The organism is Prevotella sp. E9-3 (genome assembly GCF_022024015.1).
Taxonomy (GTDB): domain Bacteria; phylum Bacteroidota; class Bacteroidia; order Bacteroidales; family Bacteroidaceae; genus Prevotella.
The window spans coordinates 1,535,794-1,556,881 of record NZ_CP091786.1 but is presented as its reverse complement, the minus strand read 5'-3'; the positions used below and the strand labels follow the sequence as shown (position 1 = coordinate 1,556,881).

14 protein-coding genes are annotated in these 21,088 nt (G+C 45.1%); 8 read left to right on the top strand and 6 right to left on the bottom strand.

The window, feature by feature from the left end; genetic code table 11:
* Nucleotides 1–3: 3 nt before the first annotated feature.
* The 5 genes from L6475_RS05600 to L6475_RS05580 are packed head-to-tail and all read left to right on the top strand — an operon-like array spanning nt 4 to nt 7,465.
* Nucleotides 4–3,729, top strand: coding sequence for a two-component regulator propeller domain-containing protein (locus L6475_RS05600; RefSeq protein ID WP_237823405.1), 3,726 nt, complete (start codon nt 4–6; stop codon nt 3,727–3,729).
* Nucleotides 3,730–3,755: 26 nt separating this feature from the next.
* Complete coding sequence (locus tag L6475_RS05595) at nt 3,756–5,018, top strand: phosphatidylserine/phosphatidylglycerophosphate/cardiolipin synthase family protein (protein ID WP_237824044.1); 1,263 nt, start codon at nt 3,756–3,758, stop codon at nt 5,016–5,018.
* Nucleotides 5,019–5,039: 21 nt separating this feature from the next.
* Nucleotides 5,040–5,624 (top strand): crossover junction endodeoxyribonuclease RuvC, encoded by a 585-nt coding sequence (gene ruvC, locus L6475_RS05590; RefSeq protein ID WP_237823403.1) that lies wholly within the window; start codon nt 5,040–5,042, stop codon nt 5,622–5,624.
* Nucleotides 5,603–6,901, top strand: a complete 1,299-nt coding sequence (locus L6475_RS05585; RefSeq protein ID WP_237823401.1) for an ATP-binding cassette domain-containing protein — start codon at nt 5,603–5,605, stop codon at nt 6,899–6,901. The genes ruvC and L6475_RS05585 overlap by 22 nt, the downstream gene beginning before the upstream one ends.
* 51 nt (nt 6,902–6,952) lie before the next feature.
* Complete coding sequence (locus tag L6475_RS05580; protein ID WP_237823399.1) at nt 6,953–7,465, top strand: hypothetical protein; 513 nt, start codon at nt 6,953–6,955, stop codon at nt 7,463–7,465.
* A 17-nt stretch (nt 7,466–7,482) separates the two neighbouring features.
* On the opposite strand, the gene menA is transcribed toward L6475_RS05580, so the two are convergent.
* Nucleotides 7,483–8,394: a 1,4-dihydroxy-2-naphthoate octaprenyltransferase gene (gene menA, locus L6475_RS05575; protein WP_237823397.1), complete on the bottom strand. Its 912-nt coding sequence runs from the start codon at nt 8,392–8,394 to the stop codon at nt 7,483–7,485.
* A 79-nt stretch (nt 8,395–8,473) separates the two neighbouring features.
* Between menA and L6475_RS05570 the strand changes: the two genes are divergently transcribed.
* Together L6475_RS05570 and L6475_RS05565 are read left to right on the top strand one after the other, a co-directional pair.
* On the top strand, nt 8,474–9,109 hold the full coding sequence (locus L6475_RS05570) for an HD domain-containing protein (protein ID WP_237823395.1): 636 nt from the start codon (nt 8,474–8,476) through the stop codon (nt 9,107–9,109).
* Nucleotides 9,106–9,573: a nucleoside deaminase gene (locus tag L6475_RS05565; RefSeq protein ID WP_237823392.1), complete on the top strand. Its 468-nt coding sequence runs from the start codon at nt 9,106–9,108 to the stop codon at nt 9,571–9,573. Before L6475_RS05570 ends, L6475_RS05565 begins: the two co-directional genes overlap by 4 nt.
* A 217-nt stretch (nt 9,574–9,790) precedes the next feature.
* On the opposite strand, the gene L6475_RS05560 is transcribed toward L6475_RS05565, so the two are convergent.
* Nucleotides 9,791–10,690, bottom strand: coding sequence for an RluA family pseudouridine synthase (locus L6475_RS05560; protein WP_237823389.1), 900 nt, complete (start codon nt 10,688–10,690; stop codon nt 9,791–9,793).
* A 138-nt stretch (nt 10,691–10,828) separates the two neighbouring features.
* Here L6475_RS05560 and L6475_RS05555 point away from each other — a divergent pair, with 138 nt between their 5' ends.
* Nucleotides 10,829–12,463, top strand: coding sequence for a nitrate/nitrite transporter (locus L6475_RS05555; RefSeq protein WP_237823386.1), 1,635 nt, complete (start codon nt 10,829–10,831; stop codon nt 12,461–12,463).
* A 121-nt stretch (nt 12,464–12,584) separates the two neighbouring features.
* Here L6475_RS05555 and L6475_RS05550 read toward each other — a convergent pair whose 3' ends face one another.
* The 4 genes from L6475_RS05550 to L6475_RS05535 form a co-directional block, all read right to left on the bottom strand.
* Entirely contained in the window at nt 12,585–13,277 is a 693-nt protein-coding gene (locus L6475_RS05550; RefSeq protein ID WP_237823383.1) for an SIMPL domain-containing protein, read from the bottom strand.
* Nucleotides 13,278–13,590: 313 nt separating this feature from the next.
* Entirely contained in the window at nt 13,591–15,756 is a 2,166-nt protein-coding gene (gene scpA, locus L6475_RS05545) for a methylmalonyl-CoA mutase (protein WP_237823381.1), read from the bottom strand.
* 19 nt (nt 15,757–15,775) lie between these two features.
* Nucleotides 15,776–17,641: a methylmalonyl-CoA mutase small subunit gene (gene mutA, locus L6475_RS05540; RefSeq protein ID WP_237824041.1), complete on the bottom strand. Its 1,866-nt coding sequence runs from the start codon at nt 17,639–17,641 to the stop codon at nt 15,776–15,778.
* A gap of 111 nt (nt 17,642–17,752) precedes the next feature.
* A complete protein-coding gene (locus tag L6475_RS05535) occupies nt 17,753–20,902 on the bottom strand; it encodes a glycoside hydrolase family 2 TIM barrel-domain containing protein (RefSeq protein ID WP_237823378.1) in 3,150 nt (1,049 codons plus the stop codon).
* Nucleotides 20,903–21,088 lie beyond the last annotated feature (186 nt).

Sequence of the window (21,088 nt, the reverse complement as noted above, 5' to 3'; positions counted from 1 at the left end):
CTAATGAAAAAAATTCTGACACTACTTATCCTACTGGTGTCGTTGACTGCCAGAGGAGACTACTACTTTAAGACACTGGATGCTCGTGACGGATTGACATCAAGTCAGGTAACGTGTATCCTTAAAGACTCACGTGGATTCATGTGGTTTGGAACCCCAGCGGGTCTCTATCGCTATGACGGTTATATCTTCAAGCATTTCCAAAGCGATTCGCAGGATGGTTCTTCCCTACCCGACAGTTATATCCTGAATATTCAGGAAGCTATCGACGGTACCCTTTGGATACAGACGCCTTCAGGCTACTGTGTCTATCATCCGCAGAATGAGAACTTTGAGCGAGACATGCGCCAGGTGTTCACAAACATGGGCATCAATTCCGTTCCGAAGATTATCTTTATAGACCATTATCGCAATGTATGGTGCTACCTGCCAAATATAGGCATTATTTGCTACAACATGCAGAAGCAGATGATTCATGAATTTGCTTTTGCCGGTACCACGCAGAGCAGCAACGGTATTCCCCAAGGCGACATCTGCTCTATTGGCGAATGCAAGGATGGCGCCGTCATTGTCTATAGCAACGGTATGCTGGTTTGCTGCGATGTGATGAAACAGCCCAACATCGTATGGACAACTCCCGATGTAGCCCAGCGACAACTGCGCAACAGCAAGACACTGAAAGTATTTGCCGATAAGCTCGATAATATTTGGCTCTACGGACAAGGAACCCTTTTCGTCTATGAAAAGAAAAAGAAGACCTGGAACACCGATATTGGCAACCAACTGGGTTTAATAGGTGTTGGAGCCGATTTTAGCGTGAACGGAATGTCGGGCAGCAAGAATGGAAACATCTGGATAGCCACAAGCCGTAACGGTTTGATAAAGTCCTCAGCTCAAACCCAGATTATGGAACCCACCCAACTGAGCACGATGATTCCAAGCCGTTTGCAGAGTTCGCCGGCCATTCAGAGTGTTTATGTTGACGATACCGATTTGCTTTGGGTAGGCACATCAAAATCGGGTGTAGCCTATTGGGGTGAGAACATCTACAAGTTCACTGCCACGCTGAATGGCGACATCAGTGCTATCTGCGAAGACAATGAGGGAAATCCTATTTATGGAACCAGCGATCATGGTCTTCTGAACTATGATGGTCCATTAGCCAGTTTGAAAGTGAGTGCATTGGCCTACACCAGCGATGGAAGTCTATGGGTAGGCTCTAAGCAAAACGGTCTGACTCGCATAAAAGGCGGAAAGACAACCATCTATTCAGCATTGGATACAGAAAAGAAAACGCTGATTGACAATCACATCAATGCGTTGTGTACTGATAAGAGTGGAAACCTATGGATAGCTACCGATGGCGGACTGCAGATGTTCAACATCCGTATGGAGACTTTCTCGAACTATACAAAGGAAAATAGAAAGCTGAAAGTAAACACCGTCACATCCCTGTTCTATTGTGATGACAACACCATGCTCATTGGTACTTCTGAAGGCCTCACAATTCTGAGTCTTTCAAATGCCGAGGTACGCCACTATACCGGTAACTCGACAAACCTGAAGAAATTCTCCAACAACTATATCACCTATCTGTTCAGAGATTCATACGGACTGATATGGATAGGTACACGAGAAGGACTGAACATTCTGAATCTGCAGGACGACCAGTTGGACGTGCTTACCGAAAAGCAACAACTTTGCAATAACAACATCTGTGGTATTGCAGAAGGAAAGAATCATAACATCTGGGTAAGCACCAGCAACGGCGTCAGTCGAATTGTTGTTCAACGCAACCACGACAATGGCACCTACGACTACGGACTATACAACTATTCGCACAACGATGGACTGCAGAGCAATGAGTTCAATCCTGGAGCTATCTATACCTTCAAGCGAGACAGTACCGTCATCATGGGTGGTCTGTATGGTGTAAACTCAGCACGTCCTGAGACAGCAAGTTCCAGTACAGCTCTTCCACGCGTAATGCTGACCCAACTGTTCATCGGCGAAGAAGAGATCCTTCCGGGACACTCGTATGACGACAATGTCATTCTTACCCAAGCACTCAATGAGAGTAACAAAATTGTGCTGAATAGCGATCAGAACAATTTCACCATAAAATTTGCTGCAGGCAACTATAACCAGAGCGAGCGCCTACAATTCCAATACTGGATGGAAGGACTGGACTATGACTGGCATAATGGTGATGCCATGAAGCATGGTGTTACCTTCACCGACTTGAGTAGTAAGACCTATCGACTTCATGTAAAGGCTATCAGCGCTGAAGGAGCTGTCAGCCAACAGGAACGGGTTCTTGAGATTACCATCTCACGTCCCTGGTATTTGCAAATGTGGATGATTGCCTTCTATATCGCCATCATCATTATTATTCTCTATCTGTGGAGAATCGGTATTCAGAAGATTCGCATTGTATGGAGAAAGAAGCATGAACTGTTGACAGAATTAGCCATCCAGCGTGAGGAAATCAAATCGGCCAGCGACGACTTGCGTCAGCCAATGGCCCGCATGACCTCCATCATCATGAACCTGGCCGAACGTGATTCTACACTTGAGGAGCGTGAGCAATTGAACAACCTGCACTCACAGATGCTACAGATTATCACCCGTGTGAGCGATATGCAAATGGCACTGGAGCATCCTGAAGAGAATGCTCGCCAGCAGGTGAACAAGCATTTCGAATTAGACAGTCACGGTGAGATGAAACTGCCCGATATCGTCAGCGAGGAACTCACCTCTGAAATACGTTCACAATATCGTGAATCTCCAACATCGAAATTCCGTGTGATGTTTATTGACGATAATGACGACTTTATCAAATACATCGATGCACGTCTGCGTTATGTCTATGACTTCCATTCCTACAACGACATCGTCAAAGCTGAAGCTGAGATAGAGACTACCATGCCCGACCTCATTATCTGTAAGCACGCTATGCGCCCACTATCGGGTAGTGAGCTCTGCAATCAGATAAAGAAGAATCCAGCACTCGACAAGATAAAGTTCGTGCTCATGCTCGAAAACAAAATTAGCGAACAGGATTTGGCCGAGCAGATTATCACCCTATCTGCCGACGACTATTTGGAGAAGCCGTTCAACCTTCAGGAAGCAGCCATGCATTTCAATAAACTATTGGGCATTGGTGCATTCGAGATGACCAACAACCTGATTGAAGGTGCTGAAACCCGTATGTTGGAAGGACATAATTCAAGTATGACCACTGCTACTGAGACAATAGACTACGGTTCATTCAATCCGATGAACAACAATGATCAGAATGACGAGGAAATCCAGTCGGTCGAAGTGCAGTTTATCAGAGACGAACACGCTCAAGAAGAAGATGGTTCAGAAACCATCGACTATTCTACGCTGAATGCCGTTGACCACCGACTCATCACAAACATCGAACAGTATGTTCAGCAGAATATGAGTCGCGGTCAGATTAATCTTGAAGAGATGGCCAGTGCAATGGGTATGGGTATGCGCCCGTTCTTTATAAAAGTTCGCGACATAACAGGAAAGACGCCTTCAGAAGTAGTTAAAGATCTGCGCCTGAAACATGCCTGCATGCTACTGAAGCGCACCAATATCAATATGAGCGAGTTGGCCACTAATGTTGGTTTCACTACAGGCGAACATTTTATCAACACGTTCAAGGAGAGATTTGGCATTTCACCTTCTGAATACAGACAGAAATATCGTAAATGAATTTTTCAGGATATATCAAAGCGGGGATGATGAGTATCGTCCTCGCTTCATCTTACCAAACAGGCAAGGCAGAGCAGATAGCCGAGGAAGGTTCTGACTCCATCATCCGCCATCAGTTGGAAAATATGGGAGTGAACTTCTCCCACAACAACCGAGTGACGCTACTCATGTCCGGTCAGCAGAAATTTGATGACATGTTTGCTGCTATCCGACAAGCACGTCACAGCATCCATCTCGAATATTTCAATTTTCGTAATGATTCCATTGCCTCACTATTGTTTGACCTTCTACGCGAAAAACGCAGAGAAGGCGTAGAGGTACGTGCCTTGTTTGATGGTTTTGGCAATGACTCTAACAATCAGCCACTTCTGAAACGCCATGTCGAAGCATTAAGGGTAGATAGCATTGACATCTGGGAATTCGACCCGATACGTTTCCCCTGGGTGAATCACATCTGGCCGCGCGACCATCGCAAAATTGTGGTTATAGACGGCTCTATTGCCTATACTGGTGGGATGAATGTGGCCGACTATTATATAAAAGGTACGGAACAGGTAGGCGCCTGGCGCGATATGCATTGTCGAATAGAGGGCGGAGCTGTCAACGAACTACAGCTTATCTTCTCACGCATTTGGGAAAAGACAACTGGTGAAGACATCTGGAAACCAGAATATTTTCGCGCCTATTCCCCTGAGCCCTTTGAGAACCTAAAACCGGACACCACAGCAACTGCCGGCCATAAGTTGGTGGGAATCATCAATCGCGAGCCCCATAAGACCAATAAGATTATGCGAGAGTTCTATATTAAAGCCATCAATGAAGCGCGCGATTCCATCCATATCATTAACCCATACTTCACCCTTATCCCCAGTGTCACCAAGGCATTGCGCAATGCTATCAAGCGTGGAGTGAAAGTTGAATTGATGCTCTCAGCCAAAAGCGATATTCCTTTAACCCCCGACTGTGCCTTCTACCAGGCACATAAGATGATGAAACAAGGCGCTGAGGTTTGGCTCTACCAACCAGGATTCCATCATTCCAAGATTATGATGGTGGATGGAAAATTCTGTACCGTAGGTTCTACAAATCTCGACTCGCGCAGTCTGCGTTATGACTATGAGGAAAATGCTGTGATTATCGACAAGAACACCACTCATGAACTCGACCTCATGTTCAGTCACGACAAAGAGGAAAGTATCCGTCTCACCCCGGAATACTGGAAAAAATTCCGTACTCCCTGGCAACGGTTCCGCGGATGGTTTGCCCATCTGCTTGTACCATTCCTTTAGTGAAGAGATTTTACAGTAAAAATGATGAAAGTAAAAGGCGAAAAGATAATTTTAGGTATCGACCCTGGTACCAATATCATGGGCTATGGTGTTCTGCGCGTTGTTGACAACAAGGCACAGATGGTGACCATGGGCGTCATCGATCTGCGAAAGTTCGGCGATGCCTATCTGAAACTGGGCCATATCTATGAGCGTGTAACAGGTATCATTGATTCTTTTCTTCCCGACGAACTGGCTATCGAGGCGCCTTTCTTCGGTAAGAATGTACAGTCGATGTTGAAATTGGGAAGAGCTCAGGGAGTAGCTATTGCCGCAGCTATCCGCCATAGTGTGCCTATTCATGAATATGCCCCTATGAAAATCAAGATGGCCCTTACTGGCAATGGCTCCGCATCGAAAGAACAGGTAGCCGGCATGCTTCAACGGCTGCTAAAGATTCAGGACGATGAAATGGGTAAGTTCATGGATGCTACAGATGCACTTGCTGCTGCCTATTGTCACTATCTGCAGATGGGACGCCCTGAGACGGGTGCCACTCATTATAAAGGTTGGAAAGACTTTGTCAACAAGAATCAGGAAAAAGTATGGAACAACAAGCAGAAATAACCGTTATCTTTGGTCCTAACGCCAGCGGCAAGACACAGTATGTGGAGCGGTTGCGCAGACAGTTGGCCAGTGACAGCGTACGCTATCTGGCTTTCAGCGATGCGTATGGAGCTGCTACAGACCGCGCCTATTATCTGCAACTGCGTTGGAACCAGCACGACATTGACGAGGAAACGCCAACCGTAGGCAGTCAGTTGATGCGGGCCTATGCGCTCACGGGGGATGATACTCCAGAGCGTCAACAGCTTCTCGATCATTTATGTCAGGTTTTCAATCTCCAGCCACTACTCGACAAGTACGTCATTTTACTCTCCAGTGGCGAACTGCGAAAGTTCCAGCTCATCAAAACCCTTTTAGCCAATCCGAAAACGCTGATTCTCGATAATCCTTTTATCGGTCTGGACGCACAGGCTAGAGAACAACTTAACGATTTGCTGCCTCAGCTTGCCGAGAGTCAGAATATTCATCTCTATCTTGTGGTATCACGCCGAAGCGACATTCCCAACTATGCAACAAAGGTGCTGAATATTGAATCAGAAGGGTCAGGTATTACAAAGGATTCATTTGTACCGCCAGTATGCTTTCCACCTTCTTTAAAAGTATCGTCATCCAGCTCCACCGTCATTGACATGCATAAAGTGAGTATTCGTTATGGCGAGCGTACCATCCTGAAAGATCTTGATTGGTGTGTAAAGAAAGGCGAACATTGGGCGGTATCAGGACAGAACGGAAGTGGCAAATCCACTCTTCTCTCGCTCGTTTGTGCCGACAATCCTCAAAGCTATGCCTGCGATATTGCCCTTTTCGGTCATCCTCGTGGCAGTGGGGAGAGTATCTGGGAAATCAAACAGCGCATAGGTTATGTGTCTCCTGAGATGCACCGTTCCTATCAGCGCAATATGCCGACTATCAATGTGGTGGCAAGCGGACTGAAAGATACTGTCGGTCTCTATGTACGTCCCAACGAAAGCGAAAAAGAACGTTGTTTGCAATGGATGAAAATATTCGGTATTGACCATTTGGCTCAACGGTCGTTCGTCACGCTTTCAAGTGGGGAGCAACGATTGGCTTTGGTGGCCCGTGCTTTTGTCAAGACGCCAGAGTTACTTATTCTTGATGAGCCTCTTCATGGCCTTGACGACAATCATCGCGAGAGAGTTCGTAATATCATCGAGCTATATTGTAACAATTCCGAGAATACACTCATCATGGTGAGTCACTACGAAGAAGAACTTCCATCCTGTGTCAACAAACGGCTATTGTTACAACGTCACTGACACCTTATTATAATTATATAGAACGGATAAAAACAAATAAAGAAGCAGAATATGAAAGCACTTATCATTAGTATTATCTTTTCATGTATAGCAAGTTTGAGTCTTAATGCCCAGGAAGTGTATAACACCATTCACACTAAGGCTAAGGAAACTGTAGAAAACCCCAACACAGCTTCCGTACTTAGAGATTTCAACCAGTTTAAGGTAGATGCTCTTGACTATTTACTCATCAAGATGCGTGAACAGATGCCCGACTCTACGGTTAGCTTCCTTGACAAGCAAGCCTTGGCCCTGAACAATTTCATGAATCTCTATACTTCAAACATTCTTCAGTTGCGCAATGAGCCAAAAGTATATATGATTGAGGTGGTGAAGATTTTCATGGATGCCAGCTATTCTAATCCGTTGTTCAACGATGCCGATAAAGACCTCGTGATGACCTACTATTCAAATGGTGATTCCATGACTCGTTTTTCACTCGACACCGACTGGCAACGAGCTTATGTGGCAGCCTCGTTCGAACTGAAGAAATGGAAAGAAAACGGTAAGGCTGTAACAAAATAGAAAAAGTGTGCTGCCTACTATGATAGTAGTACACCCAAGGCTACTGTCAGTCCATAGACAAAGATGTTGCGAGCAGTCTCTCCAAGACATTCGTTCAAGGCTTTTCCTTGCCATATCTTCTTCATTTTCAAATAAGTAAAGAAATGTAGTGCAAGATATACAAAAGGAAGGACAAAAGCCAACAAATGACCATTCATCCAGAATAGGAGTCCGAGCAATGTGGCACCAATACCCACGCCAAGATAAACGCCCAAAGTAGCTTCGGCACCAATATGTACTACGAGTGTATTTTTTCCAGCCACACGATCGGTATCACGATCACGGAAGTTGTTTACCAATAGCAGTGCATCAATCACAACACCACAAGCTATTGATGCCACTACTACTTCAGCTGTAATGTTGTGCATCTGCAGATAGTAAGTCACCGTCACGGGAACAACTCCAAAGAATACCAGTACAAGCAAATCGCCCAATCCCATATACGACAGATGAGTGGTATAAAGGAAACAGAACAGCACGCAGAAGAAACCAACAAGAATCATCTCCATTCCACCATAGAGCACTAGTGGCAGGCCAACAATACAAGCCAACACTGTGGTAATGGCAATGGCATGTTTCATGGCATCAACACTCACCCACCCCTGTGCACATGCACGTTCAGGGCCCAAGCGGGTTTCACGATCGTCAGTACCCTTCGTAAAATCAAACAAATCGTTTACGAAGTTGGCATCAATCTGCATGATAAAGGCAAAGAGCATACACAGAGTGGCAGCGATCCAACTAAAAGGCTTGTTTCCATCTTGTTGTGAATCAGCAAAAGCCAATGCCAATCCTATCATTACAGGCACTGCCGCCCCTGTCAATGTTTTGGGGCGAGCAGCCAGTATCCAGGCTTTTATAGAGTTCTTCTCTATTGTTTTATTGTCCATTTTATTCAATTTTCATAAAATCGTTTGCAAAAGTAGATAATTCTTCGTATATTTGCAAAAATCTACTCTGAAAAATAATATGCTCAAAAATACCCCCAGTCTGGATTTGGTAGAGTTTGTCGAGACGCAGATTCTCCCTCAATATGCCCAATTCGACAAAGCCCACAATATGGAACACGTGACCCGTGTTATTCGCCGTTCGCTCGACCTAGTCAAATCCACAGGCGCTGATATTAACATGGCTTACGCCATTGCAGCCTATCACGATTTAGGATTGTCGGGACCACGCGCCATTCACCATATCACAGGTGGAAAGATTCTCATGGCCGATGCCCGCCTGAAACGATGGTTCAGTGCCGACCAGCTAAAGGTGATGAAGGAAGCTATCGAGGATCATCGTGCTTCTGCCTCGCATGCTCCACGCAGTATATATGGAAAGATTGTTGCCGAGGCAGACCGAGATCTATCACCCGAGGTTGTACTTCGCCGTACCGTTCAGTTCGGTTTATCCAACTATCCTGAACTCACCCAAGAACAGCAATGGCAGCGTTTCAAGGAACACATGGACCAGAAATATTCTGTCAACGGCTATATACGCTTATGGATTCCCGGTTCTCAAAATGAAAAGAACCTTCAACTGTTGCGCAACATTATTGCCGACACCCCAAAATTGAAGGAACAATTTGAAATCTACTATAAAGAAGAAACACTATGACAAACAAAGAATTAATGCGACGTGCCATTGAACTGTCTAAGGACAGTGTGCGTCATGGAGGAGGTCCTTTCGGAGCAGTGATTGCCAAGAATGGCGAAATCATTGCTGAAGGTTCCAACTGTGTTACTATTGATAACGACCCGACAGCCCATGCTGAGGTGGCTACTATACGAAAAGCTTGCAAAAAACTGAATACTTTTGATCTCTCCGGTTGTGAGATATTCACTTCGTGCGAACCTTGTCCAATGTGCTTGGGAGCCATTTATTGGGCCAAACTCGATAAAATCTATTATGCCAACGACCGTAAGGATGCAGCCGACATAGGCTTTGCCGATGATTTCATTTACGAAGAACTGCCCCTCAAACCGCAGGACAGACAGAAACCGAGTGAGATTCTCTTACGCGAGGAAGCCATAGAAGCTTTCCGTATGTGGCAGGAGAAAGAGGATAAAACAGAATACTGATTGGGAATGAATCAGAACAAATCCTGAAAAAACGATTGACAGGAGCCTACAACAAGAACAGATAGGCGTAAGCCAAAATGGCCAGTAGTATGACAAGAACACAAGTCTTTATCATACAGCTGGTCACTTTTTTTATGATGTAGGCACCAACAATGATGACTACAAGCAGAAAAATATAATATTGGACATTGTCCATACTTACGCTTACAGAGTATTACTACTTCTTAAACAATTGGCGGAAAGCAGTGGGCACAGGTGTTTCAAACTCCATTGGTTCGCCTGTTACAGGATGAGTAAAACACAACAGCCAGGCATGCAGACAAAGACGGTGAAGCGGATCGTCACCATTTCCATACTTGGTATCACCACACACAGGATGCCCCATATCGGCTGAATGAACACGAATCTGGTTTTTACGTCCAGTTTCCAGTTTATACTCTACCAGCGAATGTTCAGTGGTGCGATCCATCACATGGAAATGAGTGATGGCCAGTTTGCCTCCGTTGTCAACAGGCGATGAATAGGTCACATAAGCTTTATTGTCTTTCAGCCAGTTCTGAATAGTACCTTCGTCCTGCTCCATCTCTCCGCTTACCACTGCCACATAGCGACGGTCGTAAACGATATCGTGCCAGTTATGTTCCAGAATCTGTTCGGTCTCAATATCCTTGGCATAGACCATCAGTCCACTGGTATCACGGTCCAATCTGTGAACCACGTGGGCAGTACATTTCTGACGACTCTTCTTGAAATAATCGTCCAATACGCTCTTCACGTTCAGCGAGCTATGACCAGCAGCCATCGACAAGATACCAATATTCTTCTCAACCACAATCAGCCAACGGTCTTCATAGACAATCTTCACATAGCGGCTTTTGAATCCTTGCTGGTTGCGCTTAGTCTTGCTCACGGCCACTTTCATGCCAGGTTCCAACATAAAGTCAAACTGAGAGACAGTCTTTCCATTTACCTTGATGCCACGTCCTTGGAGAGTAGCCTTTATTTTTGTACGGCTTTGCTTCACGTTCTCAAGAAGGAACTCCAGCAAGGGCTGCGACTTAGTAACCTTGAAATGGTCGTAATCGCCTTCACGATTATATCCCGTATTGAATCTCATAATGGGTGTAATATTACATTTTTTAATGGGTGCAAAGTTACGATTTTTATTTTATTTATTTGGCATTTTGCATAGTTAATCGTACCTTTGCATTCAATTTTGTAACCGATATCAAAATATTAAACATTCATACACAAAATGTCACAAACAATTCAGAAGACACTGCGTGACTCTGCCGCTATGCGGTGGACCGCACTGCTGCTGTTGGCTATGGCCATGTTTTGCAGCTACATTTTCATGGATATCCTCTCGCCCATCAAAGACTTGATGCAGGAGACCCGTGGATGGGATTCTACTGCATTCGGTACGATGCAGGGGTCTGAGGTGTTCCTCAACGTCTTTGCTTTCTTCCTCATCTTTGCCGGTATCATTCTCGACAAGATGGGCGTACGTTTCACTGCCGTCCTTTCAACTGTAGTAATGCTTGTAGGCGCCTGCGTAAAATGGTATGCAGTAAGTGACGGATTCATTGGAAGCGGTTTGGAAACATGGTTCAACAACAATCTGAACTATATTCCTCTATTCGACGAACTAGGCGTTTCTCCTTTCTATGAGGGCATGCCAGCCTCGGCTAAGTTTGCCGCCTGCGGTTTCATGATCTTCGGTTGTGGCTGCGAAATGGCTGGTATCACCGTCAGTCGTGGTATCGTGAAGTGGTTCAAAGGCCGCGAAATGGCACTGGCCATGGGTTCAGAGATGGCATTAGCCCGCCTGGGTGTAGCCACCTGTATGATTTTCTCGCCATTCTTTGCTCGCTTAGGTGGTGAGATATCTGTAAGCCGTTCTGTGGCCTTCGGCGTTGTGCTGATGTGCATCGCACTGATTATGACCATTGTATATTTCGTAATGGACCAGAAATTGGACGCTCAGACAGGTGAAGCTGAAGAGAAGGATGATCCTTTCAAAATCAGCGATTTGGGCAAAATTCTTACAGACAGTGGTTTCTGGATTGTTGCTTTGCTTTGCGTTCTCTACTATTCAGCTATCTTCCCCTTCCAGAAGTATGCTGTGAACATGTTGCAGTGCAACCTCACACTGGTGCAGCCAGAACCCACTTCGTTCTGGGCAAGCGACAATATCACTTATTTCCAGTATGTCATCATGCTCGTAGTAGCTGCTGCCGGATTCGCTAGCAACTTCCAGAAAGTGAAGTCACGCCGCTATGGTCTTCTCTGCTTGTCAATCCTTTCACTTGTATTCTATTGCTACATGGGCTTTATGCGTCAGACAGCTGAGAGCATCTTTGCAGTGTTCCCCTTGCTGGCTGTACTCATAACTCCCATCCTGGGCAGTTATCTTGACCATAAGGGCAAGGCTGTCAGCATGCTGATGTTAGGTTCGCTGCTGCTCATTGGCTGTCATCTCACCTTTGCGTTCATCCTGCCATTGTTCAAGGGTAGTGCAGTTGGTGGTGTGATTATTGCTTATACTACAATTTTGGTGTTAGGTGCATCCTTCTCACTGGTTCCCGCTTCATTGTGGCCTTCAGTACCCAAGCTGGTTGATGCTAAAGTAATTGGTTCTGCCTATGCCCTTATTTTCTGGATTCAGAACATCGGTCTGTGGTTGTTCCCTCTGCTCATTGGCAAGGTACTTGACAAGACCAATCCCGGCACAGTCAGCGCTACCGATCTTGACTACACAGCTCCGCTAGTTATGCTGGCCTGTTTGGGTGTTGCCGCATTGGTACTGGGCTTCATTCTGAAAGCCATCGACCGGAAGAAGGGACTAGGTTTGGAACTGCCCAATATCAAAGAAGACTCAGCTGAATAAATACTACGGTACAATAAGTACCTAACGATAAACGGATTCCTGCTAAACAAAATAGCAAGAATCCGTTTTAATATTTGTAATATTTGCAAAAGGCACGTTTAATGCGTGGTTGGAGAAGCCATTAATTCTTCAATGAATAGGTAATCGTAGTCACCACGCGAAGTTTCTTGATGTATGGTGTATTCTGATCACGGTCGTCAATTTCGAATTGTCCCTGTCCGGCTGTTTGTATTCCACCGAGTTCAGCATTGCTTGCTTCTGCAAACTGCTCGGCAGTCTTCTGAGCATTCTTAATTGCCTCTGCCATCATTTCAGGCTTCATTTGTTGGAACGAAGCATATTCATACTGCGCATTACTGTTTTCGATTGCGACACCCTGCTTCAGTAGTACAGCCTGTTCAAAAATCGCCTTGTTCACCTGTTCCACCTTACCTGTAGCCACAGTGATGGTTGTAGAAACGATATATCTGAAATTCTTATTGTTATCGCCCCACTCTCTTGCTTCCAGATCACTGATGGTTGGCGGGTTAATGGTAATTTCCTTCTCATCCAATCCGTTATCTTTCAAGAACCTCTTGATTTTTGCAGTCTGTACGTTTATACTTTCATAGAGCATAGGCAGGTCATTGCCAGTCACCTTTGTGCCAATACTCCATGTAACCTTATCGGCTGGCACCTCACGTTCAGCAAGTCCTTTCACAGTTACGTGGCGGTCCTTATTGGCAAAATTGTCAATACCACTTTTTACGAACCACCCCAGGCAGATGATGCCCAAAGCAATTAATGCTGCTGCAATCAAACGATCTTCTTTCATATTCTACAAATGTTTTAAATGTTAATACAATATTTTATTATACTTTCGACTGCAAAGATAGACAATCCTTTTATTTTTGAGATAGGAAAAGCCCTACAATTGAAGGGGCATTCCCCTAAATTAACTATTTAAAGACATCCATACGATAGGCAGTACCAATCCATACGATAGGAGGCACCTTTCCATATGATAGGCGGTACCTTTCCATACAATAGAAGACTACAAGCAAAAAAGAACGCCACATAATGAAGTGGCGTTCCTTTATGTAAGGAGGTTCGGCAATGAGTGCAGAGCCTAATAATCAGCACGCTTGTTATTCCTTATCCATGAGAATCTTCATCATGGTAACAGCTGAATAAGGCACTGGAGTACCAGGACCGAAGATAGCAGCTACACCAGCTTTATAGAGGAAATCATAGTCCTGAGCAGGAATAACGCCACCAGCAATGACCATGATATCATCGCGGCCTAATTTGTGAAGTTCCTCGATAAGCTGTGGAATAAGTGTTTTATGACCGGCAGCCAACGACGAAGCGCCAACGATATGGACATCGTTCTCAACAGCTTCGCGTGCAGCTTCCTCTGGAGTTTGGAACAATGGTCCCATATCCACATCGAAGCCACAATCGGCATAGCCCGTAGCCACTACTTTCGCACCACGGTCGTGACCGTCCTGTCCCATCTTAGCAACAAAGATACGCGGACGACGACCCTCTTTCTTAGCAAACTCATCGGTCAGTCGGCAAGCCTCGGCAAACTGATCGTCATTCTTTGATTCTGAACTATACACGCCTGAAATGGTTCTGATTACTGCTTTGTAACGACCTACAATTTCCTCGCAGGCATCTGAAATCTCGCCCAGTGTACAACGCAACTGAGCAGCCTTTACTGCAAGGTCGAGCAGATTGTTCTCTGATTTACGACCTTCTTTGAAATCACGTACGCATTCAGTGATTGCCTTCAACGCTGCCTTACAAGCAGCTTCATCACGATGGGCCTTCACCTCCTTCAAGTTCTCCTCCTGCTGCTTGCGTACAGCGGTGTTGTCAACCTCAAGAATGTCGATAGGATCCTCGTGTTCCAAACGGTACTTGTTGGTACCAACGATAGTCTGAACACCACTATCGATACGTGCCTGAGTACGGGCAGCAGCCTCCTCAATACGCATCTTTGGCAGACCGGTCTCAATAGCCTTTGCCATACCACCCAGTTTTTCAATCTCCTGAATGTGTTCCCAAGCTTTATGAACAAGTTCGTTGGTAAGTGTCTCCACATAGTAAGAACCTGCCCACGGGTCAATCTGCTTGCACACCTTGGTCTCGTTCTGGATGTAAATCTGCGTGTTACGAGCGATACGAGCCGAGAAGTCGGTAGGCAGAGCAATAGCCTCATCAAGGGCGTTGGTATGGAGTGACTGGGTATGACCCAATACAGCAGCCATAGCCTCGATACAGGTACGACCAACGTTGTTGAATGGATCCTGCTCGGTAAGCGACCAACCAGAAGTCTGAGAGTGGGTACGCAGAGCAAGCGACTTAGGATTCTTAGCGCCGAAGCTCTTTACAATCTTTGCCCACAGTAGTCGACCTGCACGCATCTTGGCAATCTCCATAAAGTGGTTCATACCGATAGCCCAGAAGAATGAGAGACGAGGTGCAAAAGCATCCACATCAATACCAGCATTGACACCCGTACGAAGGTAGTCCATTCCATCGGCCAGGGTGTAAGCCAACTCAATATCAGCGGTAGCACCAGCCTCCTGCATGTGATAGCCTGAGATAGAGATAGAATTGAACTTAGGCATCTTCTGAGAGGTGTATTCGAAGATATCGGCAATAATCTTCATCGAGAATGCAGGAGGATAGATATACGTGTTACGCACCATGAATTCCTTCAGAATATCGTTCTGAATGGTTCCTGCCATCTCTTCCAACTGAGCGCCCTGCTCCAAACCTGCCACAATATAGAAAGCAAGAATAGGAAGCACGGCACCATTCATGGTCATAGACACAGACATCTTGTTCAAAGGAATACCAGAGAAGAGCACCTTCATGTTCTCTTCGTTGCAGATAGACACGCCGGCCTTACCCACATCGCCCACAACACGAGCGTTATCAGGGTCGTAACCACGGTGTGTAGGCAGATCAAAAGCTACAGAAAGACCTTTCTGACCAGATGCCAGATTACGGCGATAGAATGCATTTGATTCTTCAGCTGTAGAGAATCCGGCATACTGACGGATAGTCCAAGGCTTGAAGGGGTACATCATTGAATAAGGACCACGCAGATAAGGAGGAATACCAGCTGTAAAGTCGAGGTGTTCCATTCCTTCGAGGTCTTCCTTAGTATAAACTGGGCGAACCTCGATATGCTCTGGAGTCTTCCAGTTTTCTACGATTCCATTATCTTTAATCCACTTGGCACCATCTTGAGCCTTGATGCCTGCATAGATATCAATATCTTTAAACTGTTTACGCATAATTCAAGTCTCCTATTCTTTAAATACCAAGTTTCTGATTATATTCTTTCAAAGTCTCAAGTACGTTGCACTTCACGTGAACAAAGTTCTCGATGCCAGCGGCTTTAAGATCCTCCATGCAAGCAGGGGCACCAGCTACAACGAACATGGCGCGACCATTCAAGTACTTAAATGCAGGGATAGCATACTCAGCATACTCATCATCAGAAGAACAGATAACTACGATATCGGCCTTAGCCTCCAAAGCAGCATCAACACCCTCTTCAACAGTCTTGAATCCAAGGTTATCAATTACCTTATAACCAGCACAGGCCAAGAAGTTGCATGAGAATTGTGCACGAGCCTGACGCATGGCCAGATTACCAATGGTCAGCATGAAAGCTGTAGGCACCTTAGTTTCCTCAGTATGGATGCGTAAATCCTCGAAATCAGCGGCAAGTCGAGTACTCTCGATAGACTTGAAAGCTATGGTTTCTTCCCCATTATGGTGTACGCCACCACAACCACAATGCTGCTTGCAGGGCTTTTTACCCTCACTTTTCTCAGTGAAGTTAGGGAACTGATTGGTACCCAGAATGAACTCCTTGCGTTTTGCAGCATCGCCATGACGTTTAACATTGGTTGCATTGATATCATCCTGAACGGTACCTGCCTTGATAGCTGCCAAGAAACCGCCCTCTTCTTCTACCTTCAAGAATAGCTTCCAGGCCTCTTGAGCCAAAGCATCAGTAAGGTGCTCAATATAGTAAGAACCGGCACCTGGATCAACAACCTGACCGAAATGACTCTCTTCCTTCAGCAACAACTGCTGATTTCGGGCTATACGCTCAGAGAATTCAGTAGCCTGTTCGTATGGGGCATCAAACGGAGTGACCACCATTGAATGAACACTTCCTAAAGCTGCACTCATAGCCTCAGTCTGTGAACGCAACAAGTTTACATAGCTATCAAAGAGTGTCTGATTATAAGTAGAGGTAGTAGCATTGATTATCATCTTACAAGCACAGTCGCACTTAGGCTCATACTGCTTCACAATCTGAGCCCAGAGAAGACGGGCAGCACGGAACTTGGCAATCTCCATGAAGTAGTTCTCGGAAATGCCCATATTGAATTTGAGACTCTTGGCTGCCAAAGAAGCATCAACGCCTGCATCGGTAAGCGACTGTAAATATTCATTACCCCAGGCCAACGCATACCCTAATTCCTGCACAATATAGGCACCTGCATTGTTCAATGCATCACTGTGTACAGTGATACCACGGAAGTTGGGATAGTCTTTAAACGACTCGGCCAACTTTGGAGCAAAGGCCAATACACCAGTAACATCCTTACCTTTGAGCACCATTTTTTTCATTGGGTCCCACTCAATAGAGCCTACGATTCTCTCTTTATCGTAGCCTTTCTTCTGCCAGTAGGTCTTAAGAATCTCAGCAAGTTCGAGTGAGTGACGCTGGCATGTAGAGAAGTTCACCTCTACACAGTCACAATAGATGCCGTTGAGCAAAGTCTCAACAGTATCCATCGACACCAACTTTCCGGGAATATGGAATCCAAGCGAATCTACACCTTTGTTCAGAATATCGAGAGCCTTAGCATTAGCAGCCTTCGGATCACTAGCTTCAATATTCTGACGAATATACCATTGGTTAGAATCTTTATTATTTCCTCGAACAAAGGGGAACTCTCCAGGAAGAGAATCAGGTGTTTTTAAATTCGCCAAATCTTCACGGCGATAGAAAGGCTGTACATTAAAGCCTTCGTTTGTTCTCCATACCAAGCGCTTCTGGAAGTCGGCCCCTTTCAAGTCAACCTCAATCTTATCCAACCACTCCTGGGTGGAAGGCGACGCGAACTCGGTAAAGAGTTTTTCTCTGTTTGCCATAATTATCAAATAAAATGTTATTATTATGTTAGTATAAAGGTATTGTCAAACATAGCATAGTATAATTCTTACCACAGAGTACGCATGGCACTCTGCGGTAAAAATGGAAAGGAATTATTTGCGCAAGGGCTTGATAGCAAAGGTAAAGTCGTAGTCCTGATAAGGCATACGATATTCCTTGCGAGGCCAAGCGCCCCATGAGTTAACGCAAGCCAGTCCGATTTGACGCTTCTGAATGTGAACGAAAGTCTGTCCTGGAGCAACGAGATCACCAGAATGGCGTCCCCACGCTTTGTCTTTATGAGGTCCATCATCGAGCATATCTGTACTATAAGGCAGAGCAGATGCTTCCATCGGAGCGTTTGAGTAGAAGCAGAGGCCCGTGCCCGACTTATCGATAACCTGGAACCAACGTACATCAGTATGGTTGCCAGACTCCTGCGGACGAATATAATCGAAATACTCCTTGCGAACCTTGTTCTCGTAACGGCCGATAAACTCAGAGTTGTTGCGGTCAATATAGTTTTCGGCAGGTCCACGACCATAGTAGCGCACCTTATTATATTGTTTAGGCATCTGCAACTGCATACCGAAGCGGAACAATTCTGCCACATTGGCATCTTTCTCAGTAGAAAGTTGTTCACGAACAATCACCTCACCCTCAGGAGTAAGGGTATAGGTCATGGTGAGCTGGGCATGCTGGTCTTTCATATCGAACTTAGCGACTACGGAATTATTGCTTACGCAGGTAACTTCCTGAAGCTTCATATTAGGATTGTGCCAAGTACGGAAATTACGCTGCAGACTTGCACCATAGTCATTATCGGTAGGTGCACGCCAGAATTCTGGCAGAACGCTTGCACGGTTCTGCAACATCTCCTTGCCATCAACAGTGATATAGTCAATCCAACCCGTCCACTTACCTATATAGAGGTCGGTACCAGCAGCCGAGAGTTTCACATAGCTGTTGGTCTCTTCTTTCTGTATTTGAGAATTGAGAGATGTAGATTGAGCGTTAGCTGTTGCATTCAAATCAGGATACTTATAGCCCTGAATGATGAACTGCTGCTTGGCCATAATCTGCCCTTTTTCAATAAGAGGCTGGGCATTATGTGCACGGAAGAAGAAATTAGCTACAATTTCGCGATCAGGATATTTGGCTGTGTATTCGGCAATCGCCTTTTTCAAAGAGGGCGACTCAATTAGTTTTCGGCTCTGAGGTGCTATATTATTGAAATCATTAAATTCCTTCACTACATAGACATTGTTCTTCTCGCCACCAAGAACCAACATACACATCATTTCAAGGTCGTCGAGTGTCTTGAAGAAGTTCTCATTATAAACTTCCAACTTACCGTTCTTCAAGTCAACATCCTTCAGCCATACATTCTGATAGTAATAGCCCACTTCATAAGCATGGGGATTCAGACGACGGTCGGGAGCGATGATACCATTACAGTTGAAGTTATAGTCGGAAGCAGGATACTTACCATAGTCACCACCGTAAGTAAAGATTGTGCGGCCAGTGATAGGACTCTTGTCGCGCATGCCCTGATCAACAAAATCCCAGATATAGCCGCCCTGATACTTGGGGAACTTACGAATGAGGTCCCAATATTCTTTGAAACCACCCATTGAGTTGCCCATTGCATGTGCATATTCACACTGAATAAGAGGACGGGGATTATCGTTCTGAGAATATTTCTCGCAACCATTGTAATCATAATACATAGGACAGAAAATGTCTGTCTTACCATTCTGTCCGGCCTGTTCATACTGACAGGGACGGGTGGCATCAGTAGCTTTCACCCAGTCGTAAGCTTTCTCGAAATTAGGACCATAGCCAGCCTCGTTGCCTAATGACCAAACGATGATTGATGGATGATTGCGCAAGGTGAGCACGTTGCCTTGATTACGCTCCAGATGCATCTTCTCGAAGTCTTTGTTCTTGGCAAGGGTCTTTTCGCCATAGCCCATTCCATGACTTTCAAGGTTAGCTTCAGCGGTAACATATAGACCATACTCATCGCAGAGGTCATACCAGCGGGGATCGTCCGGATAATGGCAAGTACGGACAGCGTTAATGTTCAGTTGCTTCATAATTTTGATGTCCTGAATCATACGGTCCATCGAAACGATATAACCACCATCAGGATCAAGTTCGTGACGGTCGGCACCTTTTATTAATATAGGCTGGCCATTGACGAGCAACTGAGAGTTCTTGATTTCGACACGACGGAAACCGATGCGCTGCTTCACTACTTCCAATACCTTACCGTTCTTCTTCAGCGTCACACAGAAATCATACAGTCGCGGCGTTTCTGCCGACCAAGGTTCCACATCATTATAGTTCAGGATGAAATTCTCGTGCTTATAATAAGGCCATTTATGACCGTCATGTTGGAAGATTATTTCCCCATTAGGTTTCATTAGCGACACCTCCAGATTAATACCTGATGGATTTGCTACATCTATTGTATAATCTATGGCACCCAGTTTCTTCTCGCTATCCCAGTCCCCAGATACGGTAATATCCTTGATATGAACTTTCGGACGAGCATAGAGATAAACCTCACGAGCAATACCAGTAAAGCGCCAGAAGTCCTGATCCTCCAAATAAGAGCCATCACACCAGCGCATCACCTGCATTGCAATAAGGTTCTCACCTTTCTTTAAGAACTTAGTGATATTAAACTCAGCAGCAACCTTCGAATCTTCAGAATAGCCAACGAACTTGCCATTGACCCATACCGACAGATTGCTGGTAGCAGAGCCTACGTGAAAGAAAACATCTTGTCCGTTCCAGTCCTGTGGCAGCGTGAACGTACGACGATATGAACCTGTGTAGTTATTAATTTCGCCAATGTAAGGTGGATCACTCTCAAAAGTAGTAGCCCACGAATAGCCTACATTCTTATATATCTTATCACCATATCCTTCAATCTCGAAGAGTCCGGGTACTGGGAAGTCCACCCAGTCCTTGTCATCAAACTTCAACGAAAAGAAATCTTTGGGAGCCAAATTGTGGTCTTTTACAAAATTGAAACGCCACTTGCCTTCCATCGACATAAAGCGGCTTGATTTTGATTTATCGTTTGCCTTAGTCAGCTCAGCATTCTCAAAAGCGAAGAAATTAGCCCGGCGCGATTCGCGATTAACTTGATTAACGTAAGGGTCTTTCCAAACAGGAGTTTTTTCTTTGGGCGCAGACATCGCTTCAACGGAAGCCATGCATGCAAATGTTAGCAAAAGTAATTTCAACATAGTTATTAGTAATTATATTCAATTTTGCTACAAAGATAGTAAAAAACTACTACTACTATATGCCTATCGCCCTAAATTAACAATCTTTTGTGATAAAAACTTAGAAACATATGGAATATTTCATAAAATGTAGGTATTGTGGACTTTTCATATTTTAACTACTTTTGCACTCGAAAAAGGAACAAC

Coding starts and splice junctions, on each gene's coding strand:
- L6475_RS05600 (WP_237823405.1), top strand. CDS start 4: ATGAAAAAAATTCTGACACTACTTATCCTACTGGTGTCGTTGACTGCC.
- L6475_RS05595 (WP_237824044.1), top strand. CDS start 3,756: ATGATGAGTATCGTCCTCGCTTCATCTTACCAAACAGGCAAGGCAGAG.
- ruvC (WP_237823403.1), top strand. CDS start 5,040: ATGATGAAAGTAAAAGGCGAAAAGATAATTTTAGGTATCGACCCTGGT.
- L6475_RS05585 (WP_237823401.1), top strand. CDS start 5,603: ATGGAACAACAAGCAGAAATAACCGTTATCTTTGGTCCTAACGCCAGC.
- L6475_RS05580 (WP_237823399.1), top strand. CDS start 6,953: ATGAAAGCACTTATCATTAGTATTATCTTTTCATGTATAGCAAGTTTG.
- menA (WP_237823397.1), bottom strand. CDS start 8,394: ATGGACAATAAAACAATAGAGAAGAACTCTATAAAAGCCTGGATACTG.
- L6475_RS05570 (WP_237823395.1), top strand. CDS start 8,474: ATGCTCAAAAATACCCCCAGTCTGGATTTGGTAGAGTTTGTCGAGACG.
- L6475_RS05565 (WP_237823392.1), top strand. CDS start 9,106: ATGACAAACAAAGAATTAATGCGACGTGCCATTGAACTGTCTAAGGAC.
- L6475_RS05560 (WP_237823389.1), bottom strand. CDS start 10,690: ATGAGATTCAATACGGGATATAATCGTGAAGGCGATTACGACCATTTC.
- L6475_RS05555 (WP_237823386.1), top strand. CDS start 10,829: ATGTCACAAACAATTCAGAAGACACTGCGTGACTCTGCCGCTATGCGG.
- L6475_RS05550 (WP_237823383.1), bottom strand. CDS start 13,277: ATGAAAGAAGATCGTTTGATTGCAGCAGCATTAATTGCTTTGGGCATC.
- scpA (WP_237823381.1), bottom strand. CDS start 15,756: ATGCGTAAACAGTTTAAAGATATTGATATCTATGCAGGCATCAAGGCT.
- L6475_RS05535 (WP_237823378.1), bottom strand. CDS start 20,902: ATGTTGAAATTACTTTTGCTAACATTTGCATGCATGGCTTCCGTTGAA.